Annotated in this window: 23 protein-coding genes; 18 read left to right on the top strand and 5 right to left on the bottom strand. The window is 61.3% G+C overall.

The genetic code is table 11. The annotated features are described in order from the left end of the window. The first annotated feature begins 175 nt into the window (after positions 1-175). Complete coding sequence (gene pbpG / locus AB4P94_RS17820; RefSeq protein ID WP_395606690.1) at positions 176-1,099, top strand: D-alanyl-D-alanine endopeptidase; 924 nt, start codon at positions 176-178, stop codon at positions 1,097-1,099. 154 nt (positions 1,100-1,253) lie between these two features. On the opposite strand, the gene AB4P94_RS17815 is transcribed toward pbpG, so the two are convergent. Next, positions 1,254-1,916, bottom strand: coding sequence for a peptidase C39 family protein (locus AB4P94_RS17815; RefSeq protein ID WP_395606689.1), 663 nt, complete (start codon positions 1,914-1,916; stop codon positions 1,254-1,256). A gap of 211 nt (positions 1,917-2,127) precedes the next feature. Between AB4P94_RS17815 and AB4P94_RS17810 the strand changes: the two genes are divergently transcribed. Further along, positions 2,128-2,289: a hypothetical protein gene (locus AB4P94_RS17810; RefSeq protein WP_395606688.1), complete on the top strand. Its 162-nt coding sequence runs from the start codon at positions 2,128-2,130 to the stop codon at positions 2,287-2,289. Here AB4P94_RS17810 and AB4P94_RS17805 read toward each other — a convergent pair. Next, positions 2,286-2,696, bottom strand: a complete 411-nt coding sequence (locus AB4P94_RS17805; protein WP_395611353.1) for a hypothetical protein — start codon at positions 2,694-2,696, stop codon at positions 2,286-2,288. The genes AB4P94_RS17810 and AB4P94_RS17805 overlap by 4 nt on opposite strands. Positions 2,697-2,936: 240 nt before the next feature. On the opposite strand from AB4P94_RS17805, the gene AB4P94_RS17800 reads away from it, so the two are divergent. Genes AB4P94_RS17800 through AB4P94_RS17790 form a run of 3 tightly spaced genes read left to right on the top strand, consistent with a single transcriptional unit; the run spans position 2,937 to position 8,716 of the window. After that, positions 2,937-6,158: an efflux RND transporter permease subunit gene (locus tag AB4P94_RS17800; RefSeq protein ID WP_395606687.1), complete on the top strand. Its 3,222-nt coding sequence runs from the start codon at positions 2,937-2,939 to the stop codon at positions 6,156-6,158. Continuing rightward, positions 6,148-7,314 (top strand): efflux RND transporter periplasmic adaptor subunit, encoded by a 1,167-nt coding sequence (locus AB4P94_RS17795; protein WP_395606686.1) that lies wholly within the window; start codon positions 6,148-6,150, stop codon positions 7,312-7,314. Before AB4P94_RS17800 ends, AB4P94_RS17795 begins: the two co-directional genes overlap by 11 nt. Beyond that, the gene (locus AB4P94_RS17790) at positions 7,298-8,716 is read left to right on the top strand and encodes an efflux transporter outer membrane subunit (protein ID WP_395606685.1); all 1,419 of its coding nucleotides are present in this window, start codon (positions 7,298-7,300) and stop codon (positions 8,714-8,716) included. The genes AB4P94_RS17795 and AB4P94_RS17790 overlap by 17 nt, the downstream gene beginning before the upstream one ends. A gap of 151 nt (positions 8,717-8,867) precedes the next feature. Here AB4P94_RS17790 and AB4P94_RS17785 read toward each other — a convergent pair whose 3' ends face one another. Continuing rightward, positions 8,868-10,151, bottom strand: a complete 1,284-nt coding sequence (locus tag AB4P94_RS17785) for a Zn-dependent hydrolase (protein ID WP_395606684.1) — start codon at positions 10,149-10,151, stop codon at positions 8,868-8,870. Positions 10,152-10,311: 160 nt separating this feature from the next. Beyond that, complete coding sequence (locus tag AB4P94_RS17780) at positions 10,312-11,793, bottom strand: NCS1 family nucleobase:cation symporter-1 (protein ID WP_395606683.1); 1,482 nt, start codon at positions 11,791-11,793, stop codon at positions 10,312-10,314. A gap of 591 nt (positions 11,794-12,384) precedes the next feature. On the opposite strand from AB4P94_RS17780, the gene hydA reads away from it, so the two are divergent. From hydA to preA, 3 genes are all read left to right on the top strand, one after another. Continuing rightward, complete coding sequence (gene hydA, locus AB4P94_RS17775) at positions 12,385-13,824, top strand: dihydropyrimidinase (RefSeq protein ID WP_395606682.1); 1,440 nt, start codon at positions 12,385-12,387, stop codon at positions 13,822-13,824. A gap of 152 nt (positions 13,825-13,976) precedes the next feature. Beyond that, complete coding sequence (locus tag AB4P94_RS17770; protein ID WP_395606681.1) at positions 13,977-15,344, top strand: NAD(P)-dependent oxidoreductase; 1,368 nt, start codon at positions 13,977-13,979, stop codon at positions 15,342-15,344. Continuing rightward, the gene (gene preA, locus AB4P94_RS17765) at positions 15,344-16,618 is read left to right on the top strand and encodes an NAD-dependent dihydropyrimidine dehydrogenase subunit PreA (protein ID WP_395606680.1); all 1,275 of its coding nucleotides are present in this window, start codon (positions 15,344-15,346) and stop codon (positions 16,616-16,618) included. Before AB4P94_RS17770 ends, preA begins: the two co-directional genes overlap by 1 nt. Positions 16,619-16,728: 110 nt before the next feature. On the opposite strand, the gene AB4P94_RS17760 is transcribed toward preA, so the two are convergent. Then, on the bottom strand, positions 16,729-17,349 hold the full coding sequence (locus tag AB4P94_RS17760) for a TetR/AcrR family transcriptional regulator (RefSeq protein ID WP_395606679.1): 621 nt from the start codon (positions 17,347-17,349) through the stop codon (positions 16,729-16,731). 180 nt (positions 17,350-17,529) lie between these two features. Between AB4P94_RS17760 and AB4P94_RS17755 the strand changes: the two genes are divergently transcribed. The 10 genes from AB4P94_RS17755 to AB4P94_RS17710 all read left to right on the top strand — a co-directional run bounded on the left by AB4P94_RS17755 (position 17,530) and on the right by AB4P94_RS17710 (position 26,566). Continuing rightward, a complete protein-coding gene (locus AB4P94_RS17755) occupies positions 17,530-18,393 on the top strand; it encodes a diguanylate cyclase domain-containing protein (RefSeq protein WP_395606678.1) in 864 nt (287 codons plus the stop codon). A gap of 96 nt (positions 18,394-18,489) precedes the next feature. Continuing rightward, positions 18,490-18,939 carry a GNAT family N-acetyltransferase gene (locus AB4P94_RS17750; RefSeq protein ID WP_395606677.1) on the top strand — a complete coding sequence of 150 codons (450 nt, stop codon included), beginning with the start codon at positions 18,490-18,492 and terminating at the stop codon, positions 18,937-18,939. 11 nt (positions 18,940-18,950) lie between these two features. Then, positions 18,951-19,316 carry a copper homeostasis periplasmic binding protein CopC gene (copC, locus tag AB4P94_RS17745; RefSeq protein ID WP_395606676.1) on the top strand — a complete coding sequence of 122 codons (366 nt, stop codon included), beginning with the start codon at positions 18,951-18,953 and terminating at the stop codon, positions 19,314-19,316. 3 nt (positions 19,317-19,319) lie between these two features. After that, positions 19,320-20,177 carry a copper homeostasis membrane protein CopD gene (gene copD, locus AB4P94_RS17740; protein WP_395606675.1) on the top strand — a complete coding sequence of 286 codons (858 nt, stop codon included), beginning with the start codon at positions 19,320-19,322 and terminating at the stop codon, positions 20,175-20,177. 259 nt (positions 20,178-20,436) lie between these two features. Beyond that, the gene (locus AB4P94_RS17735) at positions 20,437-21,699 is read left to right on the top strand and encodes an OprD family porin (protein WP_395606674.1); all 1,263 of its coding nucleotides are present in this window, start codon (positions 20,437-20,439) and stop codon (positions 21,697-21,699) included. 243 nt (positions 21,700-21,942) lie between these two features. Continuing rightward, positions 21,943-22,767, top strand: a complete 825-nt coding sequence (locus AB4P94_RS17730) for an NAD-dependent epimerase/dehydratase family protein (RefSeq protein WP_395606673.1) — start codon at positions 21,943-21,945, stop codon at positions 22,765-22,767. A 33-nt stretch (positions 22,768-22,800) separates the two neighbouring features. After that, positions 22,801-23,676, top strand: coding sequence for an SMP-30/gluconolactonase/LRE family protein (locus tag AB4P94_RS17725; RefSeq protein ID WP_395606672.1), 876 nt, complete (start codon positions 22,801-22,803; stop codon positions 23,674-23,676). A gap of 53 nt (positions 23,677-23,729) precedes the next feature. Further along, a complete protein-coding gene (locus AB4P94_RS17720) occupies positions 23,730-24,692 on the top strand; it encodes a TRAP transporter substrate-binding protein (RefSeq protein WP_395606671.1) in 963 nt (320 codons plus the stop codon). 64 nt (positions 24,693-24,756) lie between these two features. Continuing rightward, on the top strand, positions 24,757-25,284 hold the full coding sequence (locus tag AB4P94_RS17715) for a TRAP transporter small permease (protein WP_395606670.1): 528 nt from the start codon (positions 24,757-24,759) through the stop codon (positions 25,282-25,284). 1 nt (position 25,285) lies between these two features. Continuing rightward, positions 25,286-26,566, top strand: coding sequence for a TRAP transporter large permease (locus tag AB4P94_RS17710; RefSeq protein ID WP_395606669.1), 1,281 nt, complete (start codon positions 25,286-25,288; stop codon positions 26,564-26,566). Positions 26,567-26,592: the final 26 nt, after the last annotated feature.

The raw sequence follows: 26,592 nt of genomic DNA, 5'->3' as shown, positions 1-26,592 counted from the left end.
CAGGGCTTTTTATTGCCCGGAGAAAAACCTGTTTTTTCTTAGTTTTTAATAACTTTCATCCGGTTCTAGAAGAACATTCGACAGTTTCTGATCCATACTTCTAGAATGTAACGTAATTTTTCAAAACACCCGTTCCAGAACGGTATTTTCTTACCTTTTTAGCGAGTTCACCCGCGTGAAAATTCGTCTCTCTATTGTCAGCCTATTTTTTGCATTTACAGGCACCTTTGCGCACGCCGCCGAATCCACCCTGGCCCCGCGTGACACGTCCAAACTGCAAATCGCCTCCGGCAGCGCCATGCTGGTGGACCTGCAGACCAACAAAGTCATCTATGCCAGCAACCCTGACGTGGTAGTGCCCATTGCGTCGGTGAGCAAGCTGATGACCGGTTTGATCGTGCTCGAAGCCAAGCAGAACATGGACGAGTACATCGACATCAACATCAAGGACACGCCGGAAATGAAAGGTGTGTTCTCCCGCGTGAAAATCGGCAGTGAAATGCCGCGTAAAGAAATGCTGCTGATCGCGCTGATGTCTTCAGAGAACCGTGCCGCCGCCAGCCTGGCCCACCACTACCCCGGTGGCTACCCGGCCTTTATTGCGGCGATGAACGCCAAGGCCAAGGCGCTGGGCATGACCAGCACGCACTATGTAGAACCCACCGGGCTGTCGATTCACAACGTGTCCACTGCTCGCGACCTGAGCAAGCTGCTGGCCGCCGCGCGTAAATACCCGATGCTGAGCCAACTGAGCACCACCAAGGAAAAAACCGTGGCGTTCCGCAAGCCCAACTACACCTTGGGTTTCTCCAACACTGACCACCTGATCAACCGCGCCAGTTGGGATATCAAGCTGACCAAGACCGGCTTCACCAACCAGGCCGGCCATTGCCTGGTGCTGGTAACGAGCATGGGTAACCGCCCGGTGTCGCTGGTGATCCTTGATGCGTTCGGCAAATTCACCCACTTCGCCGATGCCACGCGCATTCGTAATTGGGTCGAGACTGGCAAGAGCGGTTCGGTACCGGATGTGGCGTTGCGCTACAAGGCCGACAAAAACCTGAAGAACCGGCCGAACGCTGCAGAAGTGCGTCGCTAAACATCACAGTTCCAATGTGGAAGCAGGCTTGTGTGGGAGCTGGCTTGCCTGCGATAGCATCAACTCGGTCCGGCTGAAAAATCGAGTTGCCTGCATCGCGGGCAAGCCCGGCTCCCACACAAACGCGCTCCCACATTGATGAACGTCAGTGCGGTTACTTCTTTTCGGCCAACACTTTAAGCGCCTGCGCCGCCGCCTGCTCCTGCCCGGCCTGCGCCGTCGCATTCGCCGCCTCACGCCAGCGTTGTGCATCAACGTTCGCCGGTAACTGGCTCGGGCGCTGGGTCAGGATGGCCCAGTGACCGGCGCTCTTCCACGCTGATTCAAAATCGCTGAAGCTCATCAGCAAACGGCGGTCCAGGCCGGAACGCAGCAGTACCGTACTTTTCTGCTGATTGAACCCCACCACCACGACATACCGCGTGCCGGACCACAGGCTCGGGTTGATCCGCGCCATCACCGGGTAACCCGCCGCCACCTGCGCCAGCACCGCCGTCAGCTCGGTGTCCAGCGGATACACCATCAGCCCGTACTCACGCGCCAGCACCTGCATGTTGCGCTCAAGGTCAGCCTCGCCGCCTGGCAAGTGCAGCGGCTTATCGAGCAAGCCGGGTGTCATGACAATGCCTTGTTGCGACAGCATGCTGGCTAAAGCACTCGGGCCGCTCAGGTAAGCCTCGCTGCGAAAGGTCGGCACGCCATTGAGTTCGACACGTTCCGGCAAGCCCGCAAGCCTGGACGGGTGCCCGGAACAGGCCGCGAGCCCCAGAGCGCAGGCCAACAACAAGGAGGTTTTAACGTTCGAGCGTAAACGCAATTTTCTGCTCTCTTGATCAACTGCCGGTAAGGGCCCTGATCATAGGGCGCCCAGCCACGCCGGTATAGCCTTCAACGTCAGTAAAACGCCCGGCATAGAGCAAACAAGTTGGACGGACACGACCATTGGTCAATAGCAGGCAACCGCCAGGTAGCTAGACTGTCCATTGAGAAGACTGTGTGTGCCCCGTGCGGGGCGAAAGGAGGCCCGAATGAGCCTTGCAACAACGATTTTCCTGCTGGTCTGCGGTTGGCTGGCAGTAGCCGCCGCCATGTTGTGGGGCGTGATGCGCGTCACGCGCCGGCATCATCACCCCCACGTCAAACCTGCTGCACCTGCCAAACCCCAAAGGGCGGCGGCGCATCACGCCTAGCCAGGCATGCAATTGAAGTCCTGCGTCGCTGCGACTTCCTTGCCGTGCTCATCCTTGAGGGATGCGCGCACGGTAGTGCCCAGGCTGGATTCCACCAGGGTGTAGTGCTCACCCGCCTTGAAGTCTTTGTACTCGACCCGGCCCTGGCAGTCTTGCTGGTTGTCGTCGCCTGGCTCTTCTTCAAACAGGGTTACGTCAAGACGATGGTCACCGGGGGTGACTTCAAAGAAACGGCCATCATCCACGCGCTTGCCATCCACCCGCTCCGCCATCAGGTCATTCGGCGCTTCTTCTTTCAGGCCGATCCAGGCTTCGCTGGGGTCAGCTTTCGGGATGGGCCCGGCACAGGCCGACAACAGCAGCACGGCGCCGAGGGCAGGGATCAACAAAAGTGGTTTAAGTGACAGGTGCTTGAGTGACATGGCAGGGCTCCAAAGGGCATCAGTAAACTCGGTGGACTCGGCGTAATTGTGTCGTGTCCGATGGGCTACAAGCTTGGAGGGCCACCTTATGTACAACAAATGAATACATATGAAACGATCTTCAGCCGTTAACTAAATGTTCCTTCACCTGGCTGAAAGGTGCGTGTTAGGTGGGTCGGGCAAGACTGCCGGGGTTTGCAATTTTGCTCCCTCGGAGGTTCACGCATGCTCGGGCTGGTAAAGACCGCACTGCAAAAGCCGTACACGTTTATCGTGTTGGCCATATTCATCTGCATCATCGGGCCGATGGCGGCCCTGCGAACCCCCACGGACGTTTTTCCCGATATTGGCATCCCCGTCGTCGCCGTGGTGTGGCAGTACAACGGCCTGTCACCGGACGCCATGGCCGGTCGGGTGATCTACACCTATGAACGTTCCTTGAGCACCACCGTCAACGACATCGAACACATCGAATCGCAATCGCTGCCCGGCATGGGCATCGTGAAAATCTTCTTCCAGCCCGGCGTGGATATCCGCACCGCCAACGCCCAGGTGACAGCGGTTTCACAAACCGTGCTCAAGCAGATGCCACCCGGCATCACGCCACCGCTGATCCTCAACTACAGCGCCTCCACGGTGCCGATCCTGCAACTGGCGTTTTCCAGCCCAAGCCTCTCGGAAGCCAAAATTCGCGACCTGGTACAGAACAACATTCGCCTGCCGCTGAGCGCCCTGCCCGGCCTGGCCATGCCCACCCCCATGGGCGGCAAGCAACGCCAGATCACCCTTGACCTCGACCCACAGGCACTGGCCGCCAAAGGCTTGTCAGCGCAGGACGTCGGCAACGCGCTGGCCTTGCAGAACCAAATCATCCCGGTGGGCACCGCCAAGCTCGGCCCCAACGAATACACGATCCTGCTCAACAACAGCCCCAAGGCGATCGATGAGCTGAACGACCTGCCGATCAAGACGGTCGACGGCGCGATCATCACCATCGGCCAGGTGGCCCACGTGCGCGACGGTTCGCCGCCGCAGACCAATATCGTGCGCGTGGACGGCCACCGCGCCGTGCTCATGCCTGCGTTGAAAAACGGCAGCATTTCCACGCTGTCGATCATCGACGGCATCCGCCAGATGCTGCCGCGCATCAACGAAACCCTGCCGCCGTCGCTGAAGACCTCGCTGCTGGGTGACGCTTCGGTGTTCGTCAAACAATCGGTGGGCAGCGTGGCCCAGGAAGGCATCATCGCCGCGCTGCTGACCAGTGCAATGATCCTGCTGTTCCTCGGCAGCTGGCGCTCGACCCTGATCATCGCCGCCTCGATTCCGCTCGCGGTGCTCTCGGCCATCGCCCTGCTGGCGGCCACCGGGCAAACCCTCAACGTGATGACCCTCGGCGGGCTGGCGTTGGCGGTGGGGATTCTGGTGGACGACGCCACGGTGACCATTGAAAACATCAACTGGCACCTGGAACAAGGCAAGGCGGTGAAGACTGCGATCCTTGACGGCGCCGCGCAGATCGTCGGCCCGGCCTTCGTGTCGCTGCTGTGCATCTGCATCGTGTTCGTGCCGATGTTCCTGCTGCAAGGCATCGCCGGCTACCTGTTCCGGCCGATGGCCCTGGCGGTGATCTTCGCCATGGCCAGCTCGTTCATCCTCTCGCGCACCCTGGTGCCGACCCTGGCGATGTTCCTGCTCAAGCCGCATACACCGGAGCCAGGTGCAGGGCATCACCCCGAAGATGCATTCATCAACCACCACGAAGGTGAGCAGCACAAGAAGCCCCGCAATCGCGTGCTGCAATCGGTGCTGAATTTTCAGCAGGGCTTCGAGCGCCACTTCTCGAATATCCGCGACACCTACCACGGGCTGCTGATCCTCGCTCTCGGCGCGCGCAAGCGGTTTATCGTCGGCTTCCTGGCCTGCGTGCTCGCCTCATTCCTGCTGTTGCCAAGCCTGGGCGAGGACTTCTTTCCGGCCACCGACGCCGGCGCCCTTGCCCTGCACGTGCGCTTGCCGCTGGGCACGCGCATTGAAGAAAGCGCGGCGGCTTTTGACCGGATTGAAGCGCGGATTCGCGAAGTCATTCCCGCCGAAGAACTCGACACCATCGTCGATAACATCGGCATTCCGCTCAGTGGCATCGACATGGCCTACAGCAGCAGCGGCACCATCGGCCCGCAGGACGGCGATATTCAGGTCACGCTGAAAAAGGAGCATGCGCCGACCGCCGATTACGTGAAAAAACTGCGTGAAGCCTTGCCGGAAAGCTTTCCCGGCAGCCACTTCGCCTTCCTGCCCGCCGACATCAGCAGCCAGATTCTCAACTTCGGCGCCCCGGCCCCGCTGGACGTGAAAATCTCCGGGCGCAGCGATGAGGAAAACCGCGCCTACGCGGTGGAACTGGAGCGTCGCCTGTCGCACATCCCGGGCATCGCCGACCTGCGTATCCAGCAGTCCACCGGCTACCCGTCGCTGCAAGTCAACGTTGACCGCATGCGCGCCAACGGCCTGGGCATTACCGAGCGCGACGTAACCAACAGCATGGTCGCCTCTCTCGCCGGCAGCTCCCAAGTGGCACCGACCTTCTGGCTCAACCCGGCCAACGGCGTGTCCTATTCGATCGTCGCGGCTACCCCGCAATACCGCCTCGACAGCCTGCCGTCGATGGAGGCCCTGCCCGTGACCGGCGCCGACGGCCAGTCGCAAATCCTCGGCGGTGTGGCGAGCATTTCCCGGGTGCAAAGCCCGGCGGTGGTGACTCACTACAACATCGAACCGACGTTGGACCTGTACGCCAACGTGCAGGGCCGTGACCTCGGCGGCGTGGCGCGCGATGTGCAAAAAGTGCTGAATGACACCGCGTCCATGCGCCCCAAAGGCGCAGTGATCAGCCTGCACGGGCAAATCGATGCGCTGCATGAAGCCTTCAGCGGTTTGAGCTTCGGCTTGCTCGGCGCCGTCGTGCTGATTTACCTGCTGATCGTGGTCAACTTCCAATCCTGGGCCGACCCGTTCGTGATCATCACCGCATTGCCGGCGGCGCTTGCGGGCATCGTGTGGATGCTGTTCCTCAGCGGCACCTCGCTGTCGGTGCCCGCGCTGACCGGCGCCATCCTCTGTATGGGCGTGGCCACCGCCAACTCGATCCTGGTGGTGAGCTTCTGCCGTGAACGCCTCGCCGAACATGGCGATGCACTCAAGGCCGCCATGGAAGCCGGTTACACGCGCTTTCGCCCGGTGTGCATGACCGCCCTGGCGATGATCATCGGCATGCTGCCGCTGGCGCTGTCCGAGGAGCAGAACTCCCCGCTTGGCCGGGCCGTCATCGGCGGTTTGATCTTCGCCACCGTCGCCACTTTGTTGTTTGTTCCCGTGGTCTTCAGCCTGGTCCACGGCCGTCACCCTACTCGCGCAACTGCTGGAGAAACGCCACATGTCGTCTGATCACAAACCCTCGCGCAAGCGTCTGATGCTCATGGGTGCCGGCGGCCTGACACTGGCCGCCTTGTTGGTCGCCAACGGCCTGCACGCCCGCACGCTGCACGAACAATCGGTTACCGCCTGGACGGAAACCGCCGCCATCCCGCAAGTGATGGTGTTCCAACCCAAACAGAACGCCGCCGGCGACACCCTGCGCCTGCCCGCGCACCTGGAAGCCTGGAGCAAGGCGCCGATTCACGCACGGGTCAGCGGCTATTTGAAGGACTGGAAGGTCGACATCGGCAGCCAGGTCAAGGCGGGGCAAATCCTGGGGGAAATCGACAGCCCGGACCTCGACCAGCAGCTGGCGCAAACCCACGCCCGCCTGCTCCAGGAACAAGCCAACGCACGCCTGGCGGCAACCACCGCGACCCGCTGGCAAAACCTGCTGGCCAGCCACTCGGTGTCGCGCCAGGAGGCCGATGAGAAAACCTCCAACGCCGCCGCCGCCAAGGCCAACGCCGAAGCTGCCGCCGCCGACTATGCACGCTTGTCGGCGCTGGAAAGCTACAAGACCATCCGCGCGCCGTTCGCCGGTACCATCACCGCGCGCAACACCGATATCGGCCAGTTGATCAAGGCCGATACCGACAGCGACCCGGAGCTGTTCAACATCGCCGACACCCACCAATTGCGCCTCTACGTACCGGTGCCGCAGAACTACGCGGCGGTCATTCACCCTGGCCTCGAAGCCGAGTTGACCGTGCCCGAGCACCCCGGCGAGCACTTCAAGGCGCACCTGATCGGCGACTCCACCGCCATCGACCGCCGCTCCGGCACCTTGCTCGCGCAGTTCGTCGCCGACAACCCCAACGGCGAATTGCTGCCCGGTGATTACGCCGAAGCTACCCTGCCGATTCCAGCGGACACCCATGGCGTGAGCATTCCGGCCAGCGCACTGATCTTCCGCGCCGAGGGCACTCAGGTTGCGCTGCTCGATGCGCAGAACCATGTGCACCTGCAAGCCATCCACATCGGCCTCGACCTCGGCGCCCGCCTGGTGATCGACCAGGGCCTCAACCCGGCCGACCGGGTGGTCGACAACCCGCCCGATGCCCTGCGCGAAGGTGACCCCGTGCAGTTGGCCGAAGCCGGAGGTGCCCATGCGCCCAAGGCTTAACCCCCTCGCGGCGTTGATGCTGCTGGCGCTGCAAGGTTGCTCGATGGCGCCCACCTACAAGGTGCCAACGGTCAACCTGCCGGCGGGCTACCGCGAACAGACCCGCGATGGCCCCTGGCACAGTGCGCAGCCGTCCGACCAGTTGGCGCCCGAGTGGTGGAAGCTCTACAACGACGCGCGCCTGAACGACCTGCAACAGCAACTGCTCAAGGCCAACCCGGACCTGGCCGCCGCGCTGGCGCACTTCGATGCGTCCCAGGCCTATGCCAGCCAACTGCACGCCGGGTTGTTCCCGCAGATCACCGCCAGCGCGCAGCCGTTGCGTCAGCGCCAATCGGATTCACGGCCCTTGCGCGGGGATACGCAGCCCTCGGTGTACAACAGCAATACGGCGGCGTTTTCGTTGAGCTACGACCTGGACGTGTGGGGCAAAATCCGCAATCAGGTCGCCGCCGGAGATGCCCAGGCGCAGGCGTCCGGCGATGATCTGGCGGTGGCGCGCTTGAGCCTGCAACATCAGTTGGCGACCTTGTACGTGCAGCTCAACGGGCTGGATGCACAGAGCCGGATTCTCAACAGCTCGCTGGATGATTTCAGCCAGGCACTGCAACTCACGCGCAGCCGTTACGAGGGCCAGATTGCGTCGGAGCTGGACCTGACGCGGGCGCAAAACCAACTGGCCGAAGCCAAGGCGCAACTGGATGAAGTACGCGGGCAGCGCAACCTGACCGAGCATGCGATTGGCGAGTTGGTTGGCGTCGCGGCCAGTGATTTCGAGCTGCCGGCGAGCCAGCAATTGATCGCGCTGCCGGGAATTCCGTCGCAGTTGCCCAGCCACCTGCTGCAACGTCGCCCCGATATTGCAGCGGCGGAACGGCGGGTGTTTGCCGCCAACGCGAACATCGGCGTGGCCAAAGCGGCGTGGTACCCGGATTTCAGCCTGACCGGCTTGATCGGCGGGCAAACTCAGGGCGTGGGCAATCTGCTTTCCGCCGGCAATCGCTATTGGGCGCTGGGGCCTTTGGTCAACCTGCCGATCTTCGATGGCGGCCGCTTGAGCGCCAATGAACGCCAGGCCAAAGCCGAGTTTGAAGAAGCCTCGGCGCAGTACCGCAGCCATGTGCTCAAAGCCGTGCGTGAGGTGGAAGACAACCTGGCGCAACTGCGCGATCTGCAGCAAGAAGCCCAGGATGAGCAAGCGGCGGCGGATGCGGCCGAACATACCCAGTCACTGGCGATGAACAGCTATCAGGCGGGGGCCGTGAGTTATCTGGATGTGGTCACCGCGCAGACGGCGGCGTTGCAGGCTCAGAGAACGTTGCAGGCAGTGCAGACGCGGCAGTTGCAGGCGAGTGTGGGGTTGGTGACTGCGTTGGGGGGCGGCTGGCAACCGGGCGCCTGACGAGTTTTTTGCTGCAAAGCAACTCAACTGTGGGAACGGGCTTGTGTGGGAGCGGGCTTGCTCGCGAATACGGTGCTTCAGTCAACACATACTTTGCTGACACACCGCTTTCGTGAGCAAGCCCGCTCCCACATTGGTTCTGCGGTGTTTTTCAGGCAGCAAGTTTGCCACTGGCAATCGCCACCGAAGCCGCCACCATCGCCCGCAACAACACCGCACACCCCGCGGCCAAATCATCCGGTGCGGCGTTCTCGATTTCGTTATGGCTGATGCCACCTTCACACGGCACGAAGATCATCCCCGCCGGGCCCAGTTCGGCCACAAAAATCGCGTCGTGCCCTGCCCCGCTCACAATGTCCATGTTCGACAAGCCCAACCCATTCGCCGCATCGCGCACGGCATCCACACAGCCTTTGTCGAAGTACAACGGCGGGAAATCCGCCGTGGGCTCCATCTCGAAACTCAGGCCATGCTTGGCGCAGGTTTCATCAATCACCTCTCGCACCTGGGCAATCATTGAATCGAGCCGTGCCGGTTCCAAATGGCGGAAATCCAGGGTCATGCGCACCTCACCCGGAATGACGTTGCGTGAGCCCGGATAGGCCTGCAGGCAACCCACTGTGCCGCACGCATGAGGCTGATGACCGAGCGCCGCCGCATTCACCGCCGCAACCACCGCTGCCGCACCCACCAGGGCATCCTTGCGCAGATGCATCGGTGTCGGCCCCGCGTGGGCTTCAACGCCGCGTAGTTTCAAGTCGAACCACTTCTGGCCGAGCGCGCCCAAGACCACGCCGATGGTTTTCTTTTCATCCTCAAGAATCGGGCCCTGTTCGATGTGCGCTTCAAAATAGGCGCCGACCTTGTGCCCGCTCTCGGGGCGCGTGCCGGCATAGCCGATGGCATTCAGCGCGTCACCCACGGATATACCCTCGGCATCCACCTTGGCCAAGGTGTCGGCCAATGAGAACTTCTCGGCAAACACGCCGGAGCCCATCATGCATGGCGGAAAACGCGAGCCTTCTTCGTTGGTCCACACCACCACTTCAAGGGGCGCCTCGGTTTCCACCTTGAGGTCGTTTAGGGTGCGCAGCACTTCCACACCAGCCAGCACACCAAAGCAGCCGTCGAACTTGCCGCCCGTGGGCTGGGTGTCGATATGGCTGCCGGTCATCACCGGTGGCAGGTTGGGATTGCGGCCAGGGCGGCGGGCGAAGATGTTGCCGATGCCGTCGACGGTCACGCTGCAACCGGCCTCTTCGCACCACTTCACAAACAGGTCGCGGGCCTTGCGGTCGAGATCAGTAAGGGCCAGGCGGCAGACGCCACCCTTGGGCGTGGCGCCGAGTTTGGCCAGGTCCATGAGGGACTGCCACAAACGGTCGCGGTTGATGTGCTGATGGGTGGATTGCAGAACGTCAAGGGCAGCGTTCATGGGGATCTCCTCAGGCTACATTTCTTATGGTTTCAACTGGCGGAACTCGATCAAAAATGTGGGAGCGGGCTTGCTCGCGAAAGCGGTCTTTCAGACAACATTTTTAGTGGCTGATACACCGTATTCGCGAGCAAGCCCGCTCCCACATTTGACTTACATTTCAACTTTTCACCGCGATAGGGCGGGCAGCGCGCTTGGCATTCAAGCCGTAATACAACACCCCACCCAACGCCGAACCGGTAAACCAGCCATAGCTGTAGAACCAACTGAACGCATCGCTGCCCAGCGACAGCAGCGTCAACACCACTGGCACGCCAAACGCAATAAACCCGCTCCAGTTCCACGCCGGGTACACGTCATCGCGGTACAAACCGGCCAGGTCAAGTTGCTGTTTACGGGTGATGAAATAGTCCACCACCATGATTCCGGCAATCGGCCCCAGCAGGCTTGAATAGCCCAGCAGCCAGTTGGAATACACGGTTTCCAGGCTCACATCGGAAACAATCAGCCCGAGCTTTTTCAGCAATTCGTGGCCCATCAGCGCTAACCCCACCAGCCCGGTGAGAATCACCGCCGTGGTGCGGTTGATCAGCTTGGGCGCGATGTTCTGGAAATCATTGGTAGGCGACACGATGTTCGCCGCCGTGTTGGTAGACAACGTGGCGATGATGATCAGCGCCATGGCGATAGCCACCCACACCGGGCTCTGGATATGCCCGATCAGGGTCACCGGGTCGGACACGCTCACGCCCACCAGTTTCACCGACGCCGCGGTCATGATCACGCCGAGGGCGGCGAACAGAAACATGGTCAGCGGCAAGCCGAAAATCTGCCCGAGGATCTGGTCTTTCTGGCTTTTGGCGTAGCGGCTGAAGTCCGGGATGTTCAGCGACAAGGTGGCCCAGAAGCCCACCATCGCCGTCAGGCCGGCCATGAAGTAACCGGTCAGGCTCGCGCCTTCCGGGCGTTTCGGCGGGATCGCCATCAACTCGCTGAGCGACACATTGGGCATCGCCCACACCAGCAAACCAATGCCCACCGCCACCAGCAGTGGCGCCGACAGGGTTTCCAGGCGCTTGATCGACTCCGCGCCGCGCAACACCACCCACAAATTCAGGCACCAGAAAATCATGAAACCGATCACTTCGCCGGTACCGCCCAACGATTTCCAGCCCTCGAAAATCGAGCCCAGAAACAGGTGAATCGCCAGCCCGCCAAACATCGTCTGGATACCAAACCAGCCACACGCCACCAGCGCCCGGATCAGGCACGGCACGTTGGAACCAAGGATGCCGAACGAGGAGCGCAACAACACGGGAAACGGAATGCCGTACTTGGTGCCGGGGAAGGCGTTGAGGGTCAGCGGGATCAGCACCACGATGTTGGCCAGCAAAATCGCCATCAGCGCCTCGCCCACCGACAGCCCGAAGTAGGCGGTCAGCACGCCGCCCAGCGTGTAGGTGGGCACGCAGATCGACATGCCGACCCACAGCGCGGTGATGTGCCATTTGTTCCAGGTTCGTTCGTGCACCTTGGTCGGTGCCATGTCGTGGTTGTAGCGCGGGCTGTCGAGGACGTCGGGGCCGGCGTCGAGTTCGTACAGGCCGTTGCGCTCAATGACTTGCGATCTGTTCTGTTGCATGGCCGCTCCACGGTTTTTTCGAATTATTTTTGCTCGCCTGCAAGGTGAGTGCAGGCGGCCGGAGTACCGCATAAACAACATGACATCACGGGCCCGGCCAGCCGCCACTGCACTCAATATCCGTGCCGACAACCGTTACCGAACCCGTACCGCTTATATAACTCGCTGATGTTTATCAGCTTTCCGATTGGCCCTTCGGTACTTGCCGCGTTACTCAGGCTAAATAACGTGGAAGTTGTCCGAACCTTCATGACTCAATCTGGTGCAACACAATTATTTTTATTTCCCATGCCCGTCAAGAGGCATGTCTCAAGCGTCTGATTTGCAATAAGAAATGTTGCTCAATTCAGGAACCTGTCAAGTGCGTCAAAATGGTGAGACGGCGCTTCATTTTGGTGAAAACAGTTTTTTATCGTTAATAATCAACAATTTAAACACGATATAAGCTTATAAAAAATCTTCTTGCCCAATCGAAAAACTCGGGCTAGTTTCTATTCCTGTCACCGATGACAGGAATTAACCGACCGTCGGTTAGCAGCACTACAACACTTAGAACTGGCACAAGCCGGTCAAGCCTGTGAGGAACTCGACATGTCGCTGTTGATCCGTGGCGCCACCGTTATTACCCATGATGAAAGTTACCGCGCCGATGTGTTATGCGCAGGCGGTCTAATTCGCGCCATTGGCACGAACCTGGATATTCCCGCCGGCACGGAAACACTCGATGGCAGCGGCCAATATTTGATGCCCGGCGGCATCGACCCCCACACCCACATGCAACTGCCCTTCATGGGAACTGTGGCCAGCGAAGACTTTTTCAGCGGTACGGCGGCGGGCCTGGCGGGGGGCACCACATCGATCATCGACTTCGTGATTCCCAACCCGCAGCAATCCCTGATGGAAGCTTTTCACCAGTGGCGTGGCTGGGCGGAAAAATCCGCCTCCGACTACGGTTTTCACGTCGCGATCACTTGGTGGAGCGAGCAGGTGCGCGAGGAAATGGCCGAGCTGGTCAGCCACCACGGCATCAACAGCTTCAAGCATTTCATGGCTTACAAGAACGCGATCATGGCGGCCGACGACACCCTGGTCGCCAGCTTCGAACGCTGCCTGGAACTGGGCGCGGTGCCCACCGTGCACGCGGAAAACGGCGAGCTGGTGTATCACCTGCAACGCAAGCTGATGGCCCAGGGCATCACCGGGCCGGAAGCGCACCCGCTGTCGCGGCCGTCCCAGGTGGAAGGCGAAGCGGCCAGCCGCGCGATCAGGATCGCCGAAACCATTGGCACGCCGCTGTACCTGGTGCACGTTTCGACCAAGGAAGCCCTCGACGAAATCACCTACGCCCGGGCCAAAGGCCAACCGGTGTACGGCGAAGTGCTCGCCGGCCACCTGCTGCTGGACGACAGCGTGTACCAGCACCCCGACTGGCAGACCGCCGCCGGCTACGTGATGAGCCCGCCGTTTCGTCCGCGCGGCCATCAGGAGGCCCTGTGGCACGGCCTGCAATCGGGCAACCTGCACACCACCGCCACCGACCATTGCTGCTTCTGCGCCGAGCAAAAAGCCGCCGGGCGTGATGACTTCAGCAAAATCCCCAATGGCACCGCCGGTATCGAAGACCGCATGGCGCTGCTGTGGGACGAAGGCGTGAATACCGGGCGCCTGTCGATGCAGGAGTTTGTAGCGCTGACCTCCACCAACACCGCAAAAATCTTCAACCTCTACCCCCGCAAAGGCGCGGTCCGCGTGGGTGCCGATGCCGATCTGGTGCTGTGGGACCCCGAGGGTACGCGGACCATTTCCGCCAAGACCCACCATCAAAACGTCGACTTCAACATCTTCGAAGGCAAGACCGTGCGCGGCGTGCCGAGCCACACCATCAGCAGGGGCAAGCTGGTCTGGGCTGATGGCGACCTGCGCGCCGAGCGCGGTGCCGGGCGGTATGTGGAGCGGCCGGCGTACCCGCCGGTGTTTGAGCAGTTGGGCAAGCGGGCAGCTTATTCCAAGCCAGCGGCTGTGAACCGCTGAGGCCGCCTTCGCGAGCAAGCCCGCTCCCACATTTCGATTTGTGAATACATTCAAAATGTGGGAGCGGGCTTGCTCGCGAAGGGGCCAGCACAGGCAACACAAAAACCACTGCCCATCAGAGGCAGCACCTCAATAACCGTGAGGCCAACACCGTGATCCAGACCCTGACCCACCTCCCCCACCCCCATGAAGACGGGCCCACGCTCGCCAGCCATTTCACCGACCTGGCGCCGCCCCTCAACGCCCGCCAGGCGCAACTGGAAGCCTCGCGCTGCCTGTATTGCTACGACGCGCCCTGCGTGAATGCCTGCCCCAGCGAGATCGACATTCCGTCCTTCATCCGCAATATCCACACCGACAACGTGCAAGGCGCGGCGCAGAAAATCCTGTCTGCCAACATCCTCGGCGGCAGCTGTGCGCGGGTCTGCCCCACGGAAATCCTCTGCCAGCAAGCCTGCGTGCGCAACAACAGTGAAGAATGCGCACCGGTGCTGATCGGCCTGCTGCAACGCTACGCCGTGGACAACGCACACTTCAGCGAACACCCCTTCCACCGCGCCGCGCCCACCGGCAAGCGCATCGCCGTGGTCGGCGCCGGGCCTGCCGGTTTGGCCTGCGCCCACCGCAGCGCCTTGCACGGCCATGACGTGGTGATCTTCGAAGCCCGCGAAAAAGCCGGCGGCCTGAATGAATACGGGATCGCCAAGTACAAACTGGTGGATGATTTTGCCCAGAAGGAACTGGAGTTCCTCCTGCAAATCGGTGGCATCGAAATCCGCCACGGCCAGCGCCTGGGCGACAACCTGACCTTGAGCGAACTGCACCAGCAATTCGACGCGGTGTTTCTCGGCCTGGGCCTTGCCGCCAGCAAACAGCTCGGCCTGCCGCACGAGGACGCACCCGGCGTGCTCGCCGCCACCGACTACATTCGCGAGTTGCGCCAGGCCGATGACCTGACCCAACTGCCTCTCGCCGACCGCTGCATCGTGCTCGGCGCCGGCAACACGGCCATCGACATGGCCGTGCAAATGGCCCGCCTCGGTGCTCGCGATGTCAACCTTGTGTACCGCCGAGGCCTGGCGGACATGGGCGCCACCCACCACGAGCAAGACATCGCCAAGGCCAACCAGGTGCGGCTGTTGATCTGGGCCCAACCCGAAGAGGTTTTGCTCGACCAGCATGGCCACGTGCGTGGCATGCGCTTCCTGCGCACGCGCATGGAAAACGGCCGCCTGCACCCCACCGGCGAAACCTTCGAACTGGCCGCCGATGCGATCTTCAAGGCGATCGGGCAAGGCTTCGACAACGAGGCGCTGCACGACCCGCTGGCCCAGCAGCTGCACCGCGTGGGCGAACGGATCTTCGTCGATGAGCACCTGCAAACCAGCATTCCGGGGGTCTATGCGGGGGGCGATTGCGTCAGCCTCGGCCAGGACCTCACCGTGCAGGCCGTGCAACACGGCAAGCTGGCCGCCGAGGCCATGCACACCCAACTCATGCTGAAGGTGGAGGCTGCGTAATGGCTGATCTCTCGATTGTATTTGCCGGCATCAAAGCCCCCAACCCGTTCTGGCTGGCCTCTGCGCCGCCGACCGACAAGGCCTACAACGTGGTGCGCGCCTTTGAAGCCGGCTGGGGTGGCGTAGTGTGGAAAACCCTCGGCGAGGACCCGGCGGCCGTCAACGTGTCATCGCGCTACTCGGCGCACTACGGCGCGAACCGTGAAGTACTGGGCATCAACAATATCGAATTGATTACCGACCGCTCGCTGGAGATCAACCTGCGGGAAATCACCCAGGTGAAAAAGGACTGGCCGGACCGCGCGCTGATCGTGTCGCTGATGGTGCCGTGCGTTGAAGAATCCTGGAAAAACATTCTGCCCTTGGTAGAGGCCACCGGCTGCGACGGCATCGAATTGAATTTCGGCTGCCCCCACGGCATGCCCGAGCGCGGCATGGGTGCGGCGGTGGGCCAGGTGCCGGAGTACGTGGAACAGGTGACGCGCTGGTGCAAGACCTATTGCTCGCTGCCAGTGATCGTCAAGCTCACGCCGAACATCACCGACATCCGCGTGGCGGCACGCGCGGCCTATCGCGGCGGCGCGGACGCGGTGTCGCTGATCAACACCATCAACTCCATCACCAGCGTGGATCTGGAGCGCATGGTCGCCCTGCCCATGGTCGGCACCCAAAGTACCCACGGCGGTTATTGCGGCTCGGCAGTCAAGCCGATTGCGCTGAACATGGTGGCGGAAATCGCCCGCGACCCGCAGACCCAGGGCCTGCCGATCTGCGGGATTGGCGGCATTGGCAACTGGCGCGATGCGGCGGAATTCGTCGCCCTGGGCTGTGGCGCGGTGCAGGTGTGCACGGCGGCGATGCTGCATGGGTTTCGGATAGTGGAAGAGATGAAAGACGGGCTGTCGCGCTGGATGGACAGCCAAGGGTATAAAAACCTGGAGGCATTTTCCGGGCGGGCGGTAGGCAATACCACCGACTGGAAGTACCTGGACATCAACTATCAGGTGATTGCGAAGATCGATCAGCAAGCCTGCATTGGCTGCGGGCGTTGCCATATTGCCTGCGAGGACACCTCGCACCAGGCCATCGCCAGCTTGAAACAGGCGGACGGGACGCATAAATACGAGGTGATCGATGATGAGTGCGTGGGCTGCAATTTGTGCCAGATCACCTGCCCGGTGGCCGAGTGCATCGAGATGGTGCCGATGGACACGGGCAAGCCGTTTTTGAACTGGACGCAGGATCCGCGCAATCCTTACCGGGAGGCGGTGTAGCCCTTTAGACCGCCTTCGCGAGCAAGCCCGCTCCCACAGTTGATTTGTGAACACATTCAAATGTGGGAGCTGGCTTGCCTGCGATGAGGCCCTCAGCCCCACCACTAAAATCAGGGCTCCAACCCGATCCCCCGCAAAATCACACTCGTGACCGTCTGAATCGCCCTCTCAAACTGCATATCCGACAACGGCTGGTGATCATTCAGAATCTTCACCTGGTGGTCAAAGTCCGCATAGTGTTGGGTCGAGGCCCAGATCATGTACAGCAGGCTCGACGGCTCCACCGGCAGAATGCGTTTGTCTTCCACCCACTGGCGGATTTTCGCTTCCTTCATCTTGGCCCAGTCATACAGGCTTTCATCCAGTGCCTCACCGAGGGTGGGTGCACCGTGGATGATTTCATTCGCCCAGACTTTGGAGCCATACGGCCGTGTGCGCGAGCGCTGCATTTTGGCGCGGATGTAACTGCTGAGTACCACCCGCGGGTCATCAAAGGTTTCGAAGCTCAAGGCGTCCTGCTTCCACACCTCCAGCAGGTCGAACAGCACCGCACTGTACAGCTCGCTTTTGGTGGTGAAGTAGTAATGCAGGTTGGAGCGCGGCAGCTGCACTTCTTCGGCGATGTCGGCCATGGCGGTGCTGCCATAGCCCTTCTCGGCGAAGATCTTCTCCGCCGCCAGCAGGATTTTTTCGACGTTGACCCGCCGAATTCCGATCTTGTGATTGCCCATGGGTACTGCAAGCTCACTCACTGTTAGGGATGCGCCATCACATCACGAACAGCCGCATTAGGCCACACGCCTTCACTTTCACCCCGACGTACCGGCAGGTCGTCCGGACGCGCCGCCGCCGTGCGCCGTTGAACGACAGATCGGGCTATGATCGGCGAATCTGAACCGGACACCTGACCTATGGCCGTTGACCTGCAAGCCCTCTACCCCAAACTGATCCACCTGATGCTGGACACGGTCTTCGTGGTTGACAGCGACAACCTGATCGTTTTTGTGAGCGATGCCTGTGAAGCGCTGCTCGGTTACCGGGCGCACGAGCTGACCGGCACTCTCATCACCGACTACATGCACCCCGAAGACCTGGCGCGCACCCGGGCCTCGATTGTGCGGGTGATGAACGGCAAGCCCCACGTCGATTTCCGCAACCGGTATATCCGCAAGGACGGCGGCATCGTCCACATCCTGTGGGCCGCCTTCTGGTCCGAAGAGGTGGGCGCGCGAATCGGGGTGGCCAGGGACGTCACGGCGCTCAACCAGGCCGAGGAAGAATTGCGCTTCCTCGCCCATCACGACCCGTTGACGGCGCTCACCAACCGCTCGCTGTTCAATGAGGGGCTGGACTCGGCGCTGCAGGCAGCGCAGCGTCAGAACAGCACTTTTGCCCTGCTGTTTCTGGACGTCAATGACTTCAAGGCCATCAACGACGTGCATGGCCATGCAGTCGGCGATCGGGTGCTCTGCGTGATTGCACGGCGGCTGGAGCGCTGTGTGCGTGAGGGCGACCTCGTGGCGCGGATGGGGGGCGATGAATTCACGGTACTGCTGACGGGCATTGAGTCGCAGGACGCTGTATCCGCGAAAGTGGCCCAGATACTCACGGTCATGAATGAACCGTTGGGCGCTGAATTTCACGGCGTCACCATGCCGTCCTGCAGCATCGGCGTGGCCGTTTATCCGGCAGACGGCGAGAACGCCGATACGCTGCTCAGCCGTGCAGATGACGACATGTACCAAACCAAACGGCGCCGGGTTGCCGGTGGGTGATAAGCCCGGCGCAGAGCCACGTGAAACTTCTTGCGCGAAGCTTTCCCCTCCAAAAAGGATTGGTTAGGATCGCGGTCCCTTTGAAGGATCATTGCCATGACTATTCGACCTCGCGTGGCCGCCGACGACCCAGTGCTCGGAGCACTGTGGGAGCGCTCGGTACGAGCCACTCATGACTTCCTCCCCGAGGATGACATCCAGCGTCTGCTGCCTTTGGTAAGGGACACCTACCTGCCGATGCCGGCACTTGACGTGTGGGTGTACGAAGACGCCCAGGGCATCGCCGGTTATGTCGCCACCGGCGGGCACAACGTGGAAATGCTGTTTATCGAACCTGCACGCCGTGGCCAGGGCATCGGCCGCCAGTTGCTGGACCACGCGCTGGCGCGCCACGACACGCTGACGGTGGACGTCAACGAACAAAACCCCCAGGCCGTAGGCTTCTACCTGCACTATGGGTTTATTCAAGTGGGGCGTTCGCCGCTGGACGGCGAAGGCAAGCCCTTTCCCTTGCTGCACATGGCTCTTCCAACTCCCAAACCTTGAGGTATTGAACAATGCTGATCAAGAAAGCCCTGACCACCGTCGCCCTCCTCGCCTCTTTGCTCGGCGCCTCGGCGGCGTTTGCCCATGCTCATCTGAAAAGCTCGACGCCTGCGCCAGACAGCACCGTCGCCGCCCCCGCCGACCTGCGCCTGACCTTCAGCGAAGGCGTGGAAGCCACCTTCACCAAAGTGTCCCTGAGCAAAGACGGCACCGAAATCGCCATCAAGGGCCTGGAAACCCCCGACGCCGACAAAAAAGTGCTGGTGGTCACCCCCGCCGCACCGTTGGCGGCCGGTAACTACAAGGTGGTGTGGAACGCCGTGTCGGTCGACACCCACAAGAGCAACGGTGAATACAGCTTCAAGGTCGGCCAATAACCCATGGCGACCGTGCTGGTGCTGTGCCGCTTCCTGCATTTCATCGTCGTGTTGCTGATGTTCGGGGCCTGCGTATTCAGGCCCCTGTTGCTTGGCAAGGAATTGCAACCGGCACTGGACCGGCAGCTCTTGCGCATCACCCGTGGCCTGGCCTGGGTCGGGCTCGGTTCCGGCGTAGCCTGGCTGCTGTTGATCACCGCCAGCATGGCCGGCAGTTGGGACGCAGCACTGCAACCGGCCACCGTGCAGTTGGTGCTGGGCAAGACCTTCTTCGGCCAGGTGTGGGCGTGGCATCTGTTGCTGAATCTTCTGCTGGTCATCGTGTTGATCAAACCCTGGCCGGCGTTGCGCCTGCCCTTGATCACGCTGTTGCTGGCGACGCTCGCACCGGTCGGCCATGGCGCCATGCTCAACGGGTTGAGCGGGCAATTGCTGATCCTAAATCAGGTGGTGCATCTGGTGTGCGTTGGTGCCTGGCTGGGCGGGCTGTTGTTGCTGGTGTTGATCCTGCGGCAGCCCGAACGCTTGGCCCTGGAGCCGATTTTGCGGCGTTTCAGCGGCGTGGGTTACGGCTTGGTGGCAGGGTTGCTGGTGACCGGGCTGATCAACGTGCGCGTGCTCACCGGGCAGCTGTGGCCCACGCCGCTGTTTGATGGCTTTGCGCTGATTCTGCTGATCAAAGTGCTGCTGGTGCTGGGCATGTTGGCGCTGGCGCTGCTGAACCGGTTGCGGATTGAACGCTGCGAGGCACGCCGGGGCAGTTTGAAGGCCAGCGTGATGCTCGAATGGTTATTGGGTGTTTCAGCGGTAGCCGCCGTCTCCCTCCTCGGCACCCTGCCGCCGATGGTCATGGCTAACTAATATCCCCTTGTAAATACGCTCAACTGTGGGAGCTGGCTTGCCTGCGATAGCATCACTGCGGTGTCACTGACAGGCCGAGGTGTCTGCATCGCAGGCAAGCCAGCTCCCACATTAACCGTGCCCGCTTTTTGACCGTTCAACGCCTAGTCATCGTATAACTTCCGCTTGACACTCTGCGAAAACCCCGCAAATATCCGCCTAATGTTGTACGACGACGTACGACAAATAATAAAAACAACAATAGAAAGGGAGCTTCACTGTGAGTCCATTCGCCCGTAATTCCTCCACGCGCCTCGGTCTTATCGGTCTCGGCAGCCTGGCGTTCACCCTCCCCCTCAGCGCCCAGGCCGATGGCTTTATCGAAGACGCCACCGCCACGCTCAACCTGCGCAACGCCTACTTCAACCGCAACTTCACCAACCCGACCTACCCTCAGGCTAAAGCTGAAGAGTGGACGCAAAACTTCATCCTCGATGCCAAGTCCGGCTTCACCCAGGGCACCGTGGGTTTCGGGCTGGATGTGCTCGGGTTGTATTCGCAAAAGCTTGATGGCGGCAAAGGCACTGGCGGCACACAGTTGCTGCCGATCCACAGCGACGGCCGCCCCGCCGACAACTTCGGGCGCCTGGGCGTGGCCTTGAAAACCAGGCTGTCGCAGACAGAATTGAAGGTCGGCGAGTGGATGCCGGTGCTGCCGATCCTGCGCTCCGACGACGGCCGCTCACTGCCGCAAACCTTCCGTGGTGGCCAGGTCACCTCGAAGGAAATCGACGGCCTGACCCTCTACGGCGGGCAGTTCCGTGGCAACAGCCCGCGCAATGACGCGAGCATGGAAGACATGTTCATGAACGGCAAAGCCGCGTTCACCTCCGACCGTTTCAACTTCGGCGGCGGCGAATACACCTTCAATGACAAGCGCACCCAGGTCGGCGTGTGGTACGCCGAGCTGAGTGATATCTACCAGCAGAAGTACTTCAACCTGACCCACAGCCAGCCCGTGGGCGACTGGACTCTGGGCGCCAACCTCGGTTACTTCACCGGCAAGGAAGACGGCAGCGCACTGGCCGGCGACCTCGACAACAAAACCGCCTTCGCTTTGCTTTCGGCCAAATACAAAGGCAACGCCTTCTATGTGGGCCTGCAAAAGCTCACCGGCGACAGCGTGTGGATGAAGGTCAACGGCACCAGCGGCGGCACGCTGGCCAACGATAGCTACAACGCCAGCTACGACAACGCCAAGGAAAAATCCTGGCAGGTGCGCCATGACTTCAACTTCGTGGTGCTGGGTATCCCGGGGCTGACCATGATGAACCGCTATATCAGCGGCAGTAATGTGCACACCGGGGCCATCACCGACGGCAAGGAATGGGGCCGCGAGTCGGAACTGGCCTACACCGTACAGAGCGGTACGCTGAAGGATTTGAACGTACGGTGGCGCAATTCGACTATGCGTCGGGATTTCAGCAACAACGAGTTTGATGAGAACCGGCTGTTTATCAGCTACCCGATTTCGTTGTTGTAACCCGATCAATGTGGATGTTGGCTATCTGAGACCCAGCTTTTTGTGGGAGCTGGCTTGCCTGCGATAGCATCGCCGCGATGTAACTGACAGACCGAGGTGCCTGCATCGCAGGCAAGCCAGCTCCCACACAAGCCCGCTCCCACATTTGATCTCATTCGTCTGAAGGAGCGTTGACAACCTGGGGAATCACTAACGATACTTCCACCAAGTCATACGACAACCTACAACAACATTGGAACCCCCATGACCACAACCACCACCACGCCCGTTCCATTCAACCGCCTGCTGCTCACCGGTGCCGCCGGCGGCCTGGGCAAAGTCCTGCGCGAGCGCCTGCGCCCGTATGCCCAAGTGCTGCGCCTGTCGGACATCGCCAACATGGCCCCCGCTGCGGATGCCGCCGAAGAAGTGCAAATCTGTGACCTTGCCGACAAACAAGCCGTGCATCACCTGGTCGAAGGCGTCGACGCCATCCTGCATTTCGGTGGTGTGTCGGTTGAGCGTTCTTTCGAAGAAGTGCTTGGCGCCAACATCAGCGGCATTTTCCACATCTACGAAGCCGCCCGCCGCCATGGCGTGAAGCGCGTGATTTTTGCCAGCTCCAACCATGTAATCGGCTTTTATAAACAGGGCGAAACCATCGACGCCCACTCCCCGCGCCGCCCAGACAGCTATTACGGCCTGTCCAAATCCTACGGCGAAGACATGGCCAGCTTCTACTTCGACCGCTACGGCATCGAGACCGTGAGCATCCGCATCGGCTCCTCGTTCCCCGAACCGCAGAACCGCCGGATGATGCACACCTGGCTGAGCTTCGATGACCTGACCCAACTGCTCGAACGCGCGCTGTACACGCCAAACGTGGGCCACACCGTGGTCTACGGCATGTCGGATAACCTCGACACCTGGTGGGACAACCGCTACGCCGCGCACCTGGGTTTCGCGCCCAAGGACAGCTCCGAAGTGTTCCGCGCACAGGTCGAAACCCAACCACCGGTGGCCGCCGATGACCCGGCCAAGGTGTATCAGGGCGGTGCGTTCTGCGCGGCGGGCCCGTTCGGTGACTGAGTACACATCAACAACCCAAAGGAATGAGTGGCCATGACGGCTGAATTGATTGTTGACGCCCGCAATGCCGTGGGCGAATGCCCGGTATGGGTACCGGAAGAAAACGCGCTGTACTGGGTGGATATTCCCAACGGCGGCCTGCAACGTTGGAGCGCCGCCAGCGGCCACGTCGCCGCGTGGAAGGCCCCGCAGATGCTCGCCTGCATCGCCCGCACCGACGCGGGCAACTGGGTGGCGGGCATGGAGACGGGCTTTTTCCAGCTCACCCCGCACAACGACGGCAGCCTCGATACCACGCCGCTGGCAGGCGTGAAACACCCGCGCCCGGACATGCGCCTGAACGACGGCCGCTGTGATCGCCAGGGCCGCTTCTGGGCTGGCAGCATGGTGCTGAACATGGGCCTGAATGCGGCCGAGGGCACCCTTTATCGTTATGCGTCAGGCTCGGCGCCCCACGCGCAACTGGGCGGCTTTATCACCTTGAACGGCCTGGCTTTCAGCCCTGACGGCCGCACGATGTACGCCTCAGACTCGCACCCGTTGGTGCAGCAGATCTGGGCCTTCGACTACGACATCGAGACCGGCACGCCGTCCAACCGCCGCGTGTTTGTGGACATGCACCAATTCCTCGGCCGCCCCGACGGCGCAGCCGTGGACGCCGACGGTTGCTACTGGATCTGCGCCAACGACGCCGGCCTGATCCACCGTTTCACCCCCGACGGCCGCCTCGACCGTTCCCTCACCGTACCGGTGAAAAAACCCACCATGTGCGCCTTTGGCGGCAGCCGCCTGGACACGCTGTTCGTCACCTCGATTCGCGATGACAACAGTGAGCAGTCGCTGTCTGGCGGCGTGTTCGCCCTCAACCCCGGCGTACAAGGACTGGCCGAACCCTGCTTCACGCTCTAAAGCTGCATTGCTGTGCCTTGAATACAACAATAACAAGACAGGAGAGACACCCCATGGACTTCAAACGCACCTTGCTCGCCGCTGCACTGTTCACCCTCGCCAGCGCCGCCCACGCGCTGGAAATCAAAATTGCCGACATCCACCCCGCCGGCTACCCCACCGTCGTCGCCCAGGAAAACATGGGCAAGGCCCTGACCAAAGAGAGCAACGGCGAACTGACCTTCAAGTACTTTCCGGGCGGCGTACTTGGCTCCGAGAAAGAAGTCGTCGAGCAAGCCCAGGTCGGCGCCATCCAGATGGCGCGGGTCAGCCTCGGCATCGTCGGCCCGGTGGTGCCGGACGTAAACGTGTTCAACCTGCCGTTCGTGTTCCGTGACCAGGCGCACATGCGCAAAGTCATCGACGGCGAAATCGGCGACGAAATCCTCGCCAAAATCACCGACTCCGAGTTCGGCCTGGTCGCCCTGGCCTGGATGGACGGCGGCACGCGCAATATCTACACCAAGAAACCGGTGCGTTCGATCGCAGACCTCAAAGGCATGAAGATTCGTGTGCAAGGCAACCCGTTGTTCATCGACGCCTTCAATGAAATGGGGGCCAACGGCATCGCCATGGACACCGGCGAGATCTTCAGCGCCCTGCAGACCGGCGTGATCGACGGCGCGGAAAACAACCCGCCGACCCTGCTCGAACACAACCATTTCCAGAACGCCAAGTTCTACACCCTCACCGAACACCTGATCCTGCCCGAGCCCATCGTGATGTCGAAAATCACCTGGAACAAGCTCACCCCCGCGCAGCAAGTGATGGTCAAAAACGCCGCCAAGGCCGCCCAGGCTGACGAACGTGTGCTGTGGGACGCCAAGTCCGCCAGCAGCGAAACCAAGCTCAAGGCCGCCGGCGTCGAGTTCATCACCGTCGACAAAAAACCCTTCTATGACGCCACGGCCCCCGTTCGCGCGAAATACGGCGCGGCCTATGCCGACGTGATCAAGCGCATCGACGCCGTCGAGTAATCACCCTCCTCTCTCAACAGGCCCGGCGCGGTCGGCCTCGACGCGCCCGGTTACGGTGAACGCCATGAAGAATTTACTGCTGCGCTTCAATGACCGGCTGTACATGACCTGCATCTGGGTCGCCGGCCTCTCGGTATTGGGGGTCGCGTTGATCATTCCCTGGGGCATCTTCGCCCGCTACATCCTCGGCACCGGCTCAAGCTGGCCGGAGCCCACCGCGATCCTGCTGATGCTGGTGTTCACCTTTATCGGCGCTGCCGCCAGCTACCGTGCGGGTGCGCATATGTCGGTGGCGATGATCACCGACCGCCTGCCACCCACCCAACGCCGCCTTGTCGGCATCGTTTCCCAACTCTTGATGGCGACCATTTGCCTGTTCATGACGGTTTGGGGCGGCAAACTGTGCCTCTCGACCTGGAACCAGTTCATGAGCGCGATCCCGACCCTGCGCGTGGGCATCACCTACATGCCGATCCCGATTGGCGGGCTGTTGACCCTGGTCTTCGTGCTGGAAAAGCTCCTGCTCGGCGATCAAAGCCACCGGCGCGTGGTGCGTTTCGACCTGGTTGAAGAAAGCGAAGGGGCTGCCTGATATGGACGCATTGATTCTGTTGGGCAGCTTTATCGCCTTGATCCTGATCGGCATGCCGGTGGCCTACGCCCTGGGCATGTCGGCGCTGATTGGCGCCTGGTGGATCGACATTCCATTCCAGGCCTTGATGATTCAGGTCGCGGGCGGCGTGAACAAGTTTTCGCTGATGGCGATTCCGTTCTTCGTACTCGCCGGGGCAATCATGGCCGAGGGCGGCATGTCGCGCCGGCTGGTGGCGTTTGCCGGGGTGCTGGTGGGCTTTGTGCGCGGCGGCCTGTCACTGGTCAACATCATGGCTTCGACGTTTTTCGGCGCGATCTCCGGCTCGTCGGTGGCCGACACTGCTTCGGTCGGCTCGGTACTGATCCCGGAAATGGAGCGCCGCGGCTATCCCCGCGAGTTCGCCACAGCGGTGACCATCAGCGGCTCGGTGCAGGCGCTGCTGACCCCGCCCAGCCATAACTCGGTGCTTTACTCGCTGGCCGCTGGCGGCACCGTGTCCATCGCCTCGCTGTTCATGGCCGGCGTGGTGCCGGGCTTGCTGATGAGCGCGTGCCTGATGGTGCTGTGCCTGATCTTCGCCAGGAAGCGCGACTACCCCAAGGGCGAAGTCATCCCGCTCAAGCAGGCGCTGAAGATCTGCGCCGACGCGCTCTGGGGCCTGATGGCCATGGTGATCATCCTCGGCGGCATTCTCTCGGGCATTTTCACCGCCACCGAGTCCGCCGCCATTGCCGTGCTGTGGGCATTTTTCGTGACCATGTTCATCTACCGCGACTACAAATGGCGCGAGCTGCCCAAGCTGATGCATCGCACGGTGCGCACCATTTCCATCGTGATGATCCTGATCGCTTTCGCCGCCAGCTTCGGCTACATCATGACGCTGATGCAGATCCCGGCGAAGATCACCACGCTGTTCCTGACCCTGTCAGACAACCGCTATGTGATCCTGATGTGCATCAACCTGATGCTGCTGTTGCTCGGTACGGTGATGGACATGGCGCCGCTGATCCTGATTCTCACACCGATTCTGTTGCCGGTGATTCTCGGTATCGGCGTCGACCCGGTGCATTTCGGCATGATCATGCTGGTCAACCTCGGCATCGGCCTGATCACCCCGCCGGTGGGCGCGGTGCTGTTCGTCGGTGCGGCGGTGGGCAAAACCACCATCGAGAAAACCGTGAAGGCACTGCTGCCGTTTTATGGCGTATTGTTCCTGGTGCTGATGGCGGTGACCTACATTCCCGCGCTGTCGCTGTGGCTGCCGGGCCTGGTGTTGTAAACGATCGTTCCCACGCTCTGCGTGGG

The sequence above is a fragment of the Pseudomonas sp. B22129 genome (genome assembly GCF_044218875.1).
Lineage (GTDB): Bacteria > Pseudomonadota > Gammaproteobacteria > Pseudomonadales > Pseudomonadaceae > Aquipseudomonas.
Note: the sequence above shows the minus strand (reverse complement) of the source record. Positions and strands in the feature narration are given on the sequence as shown.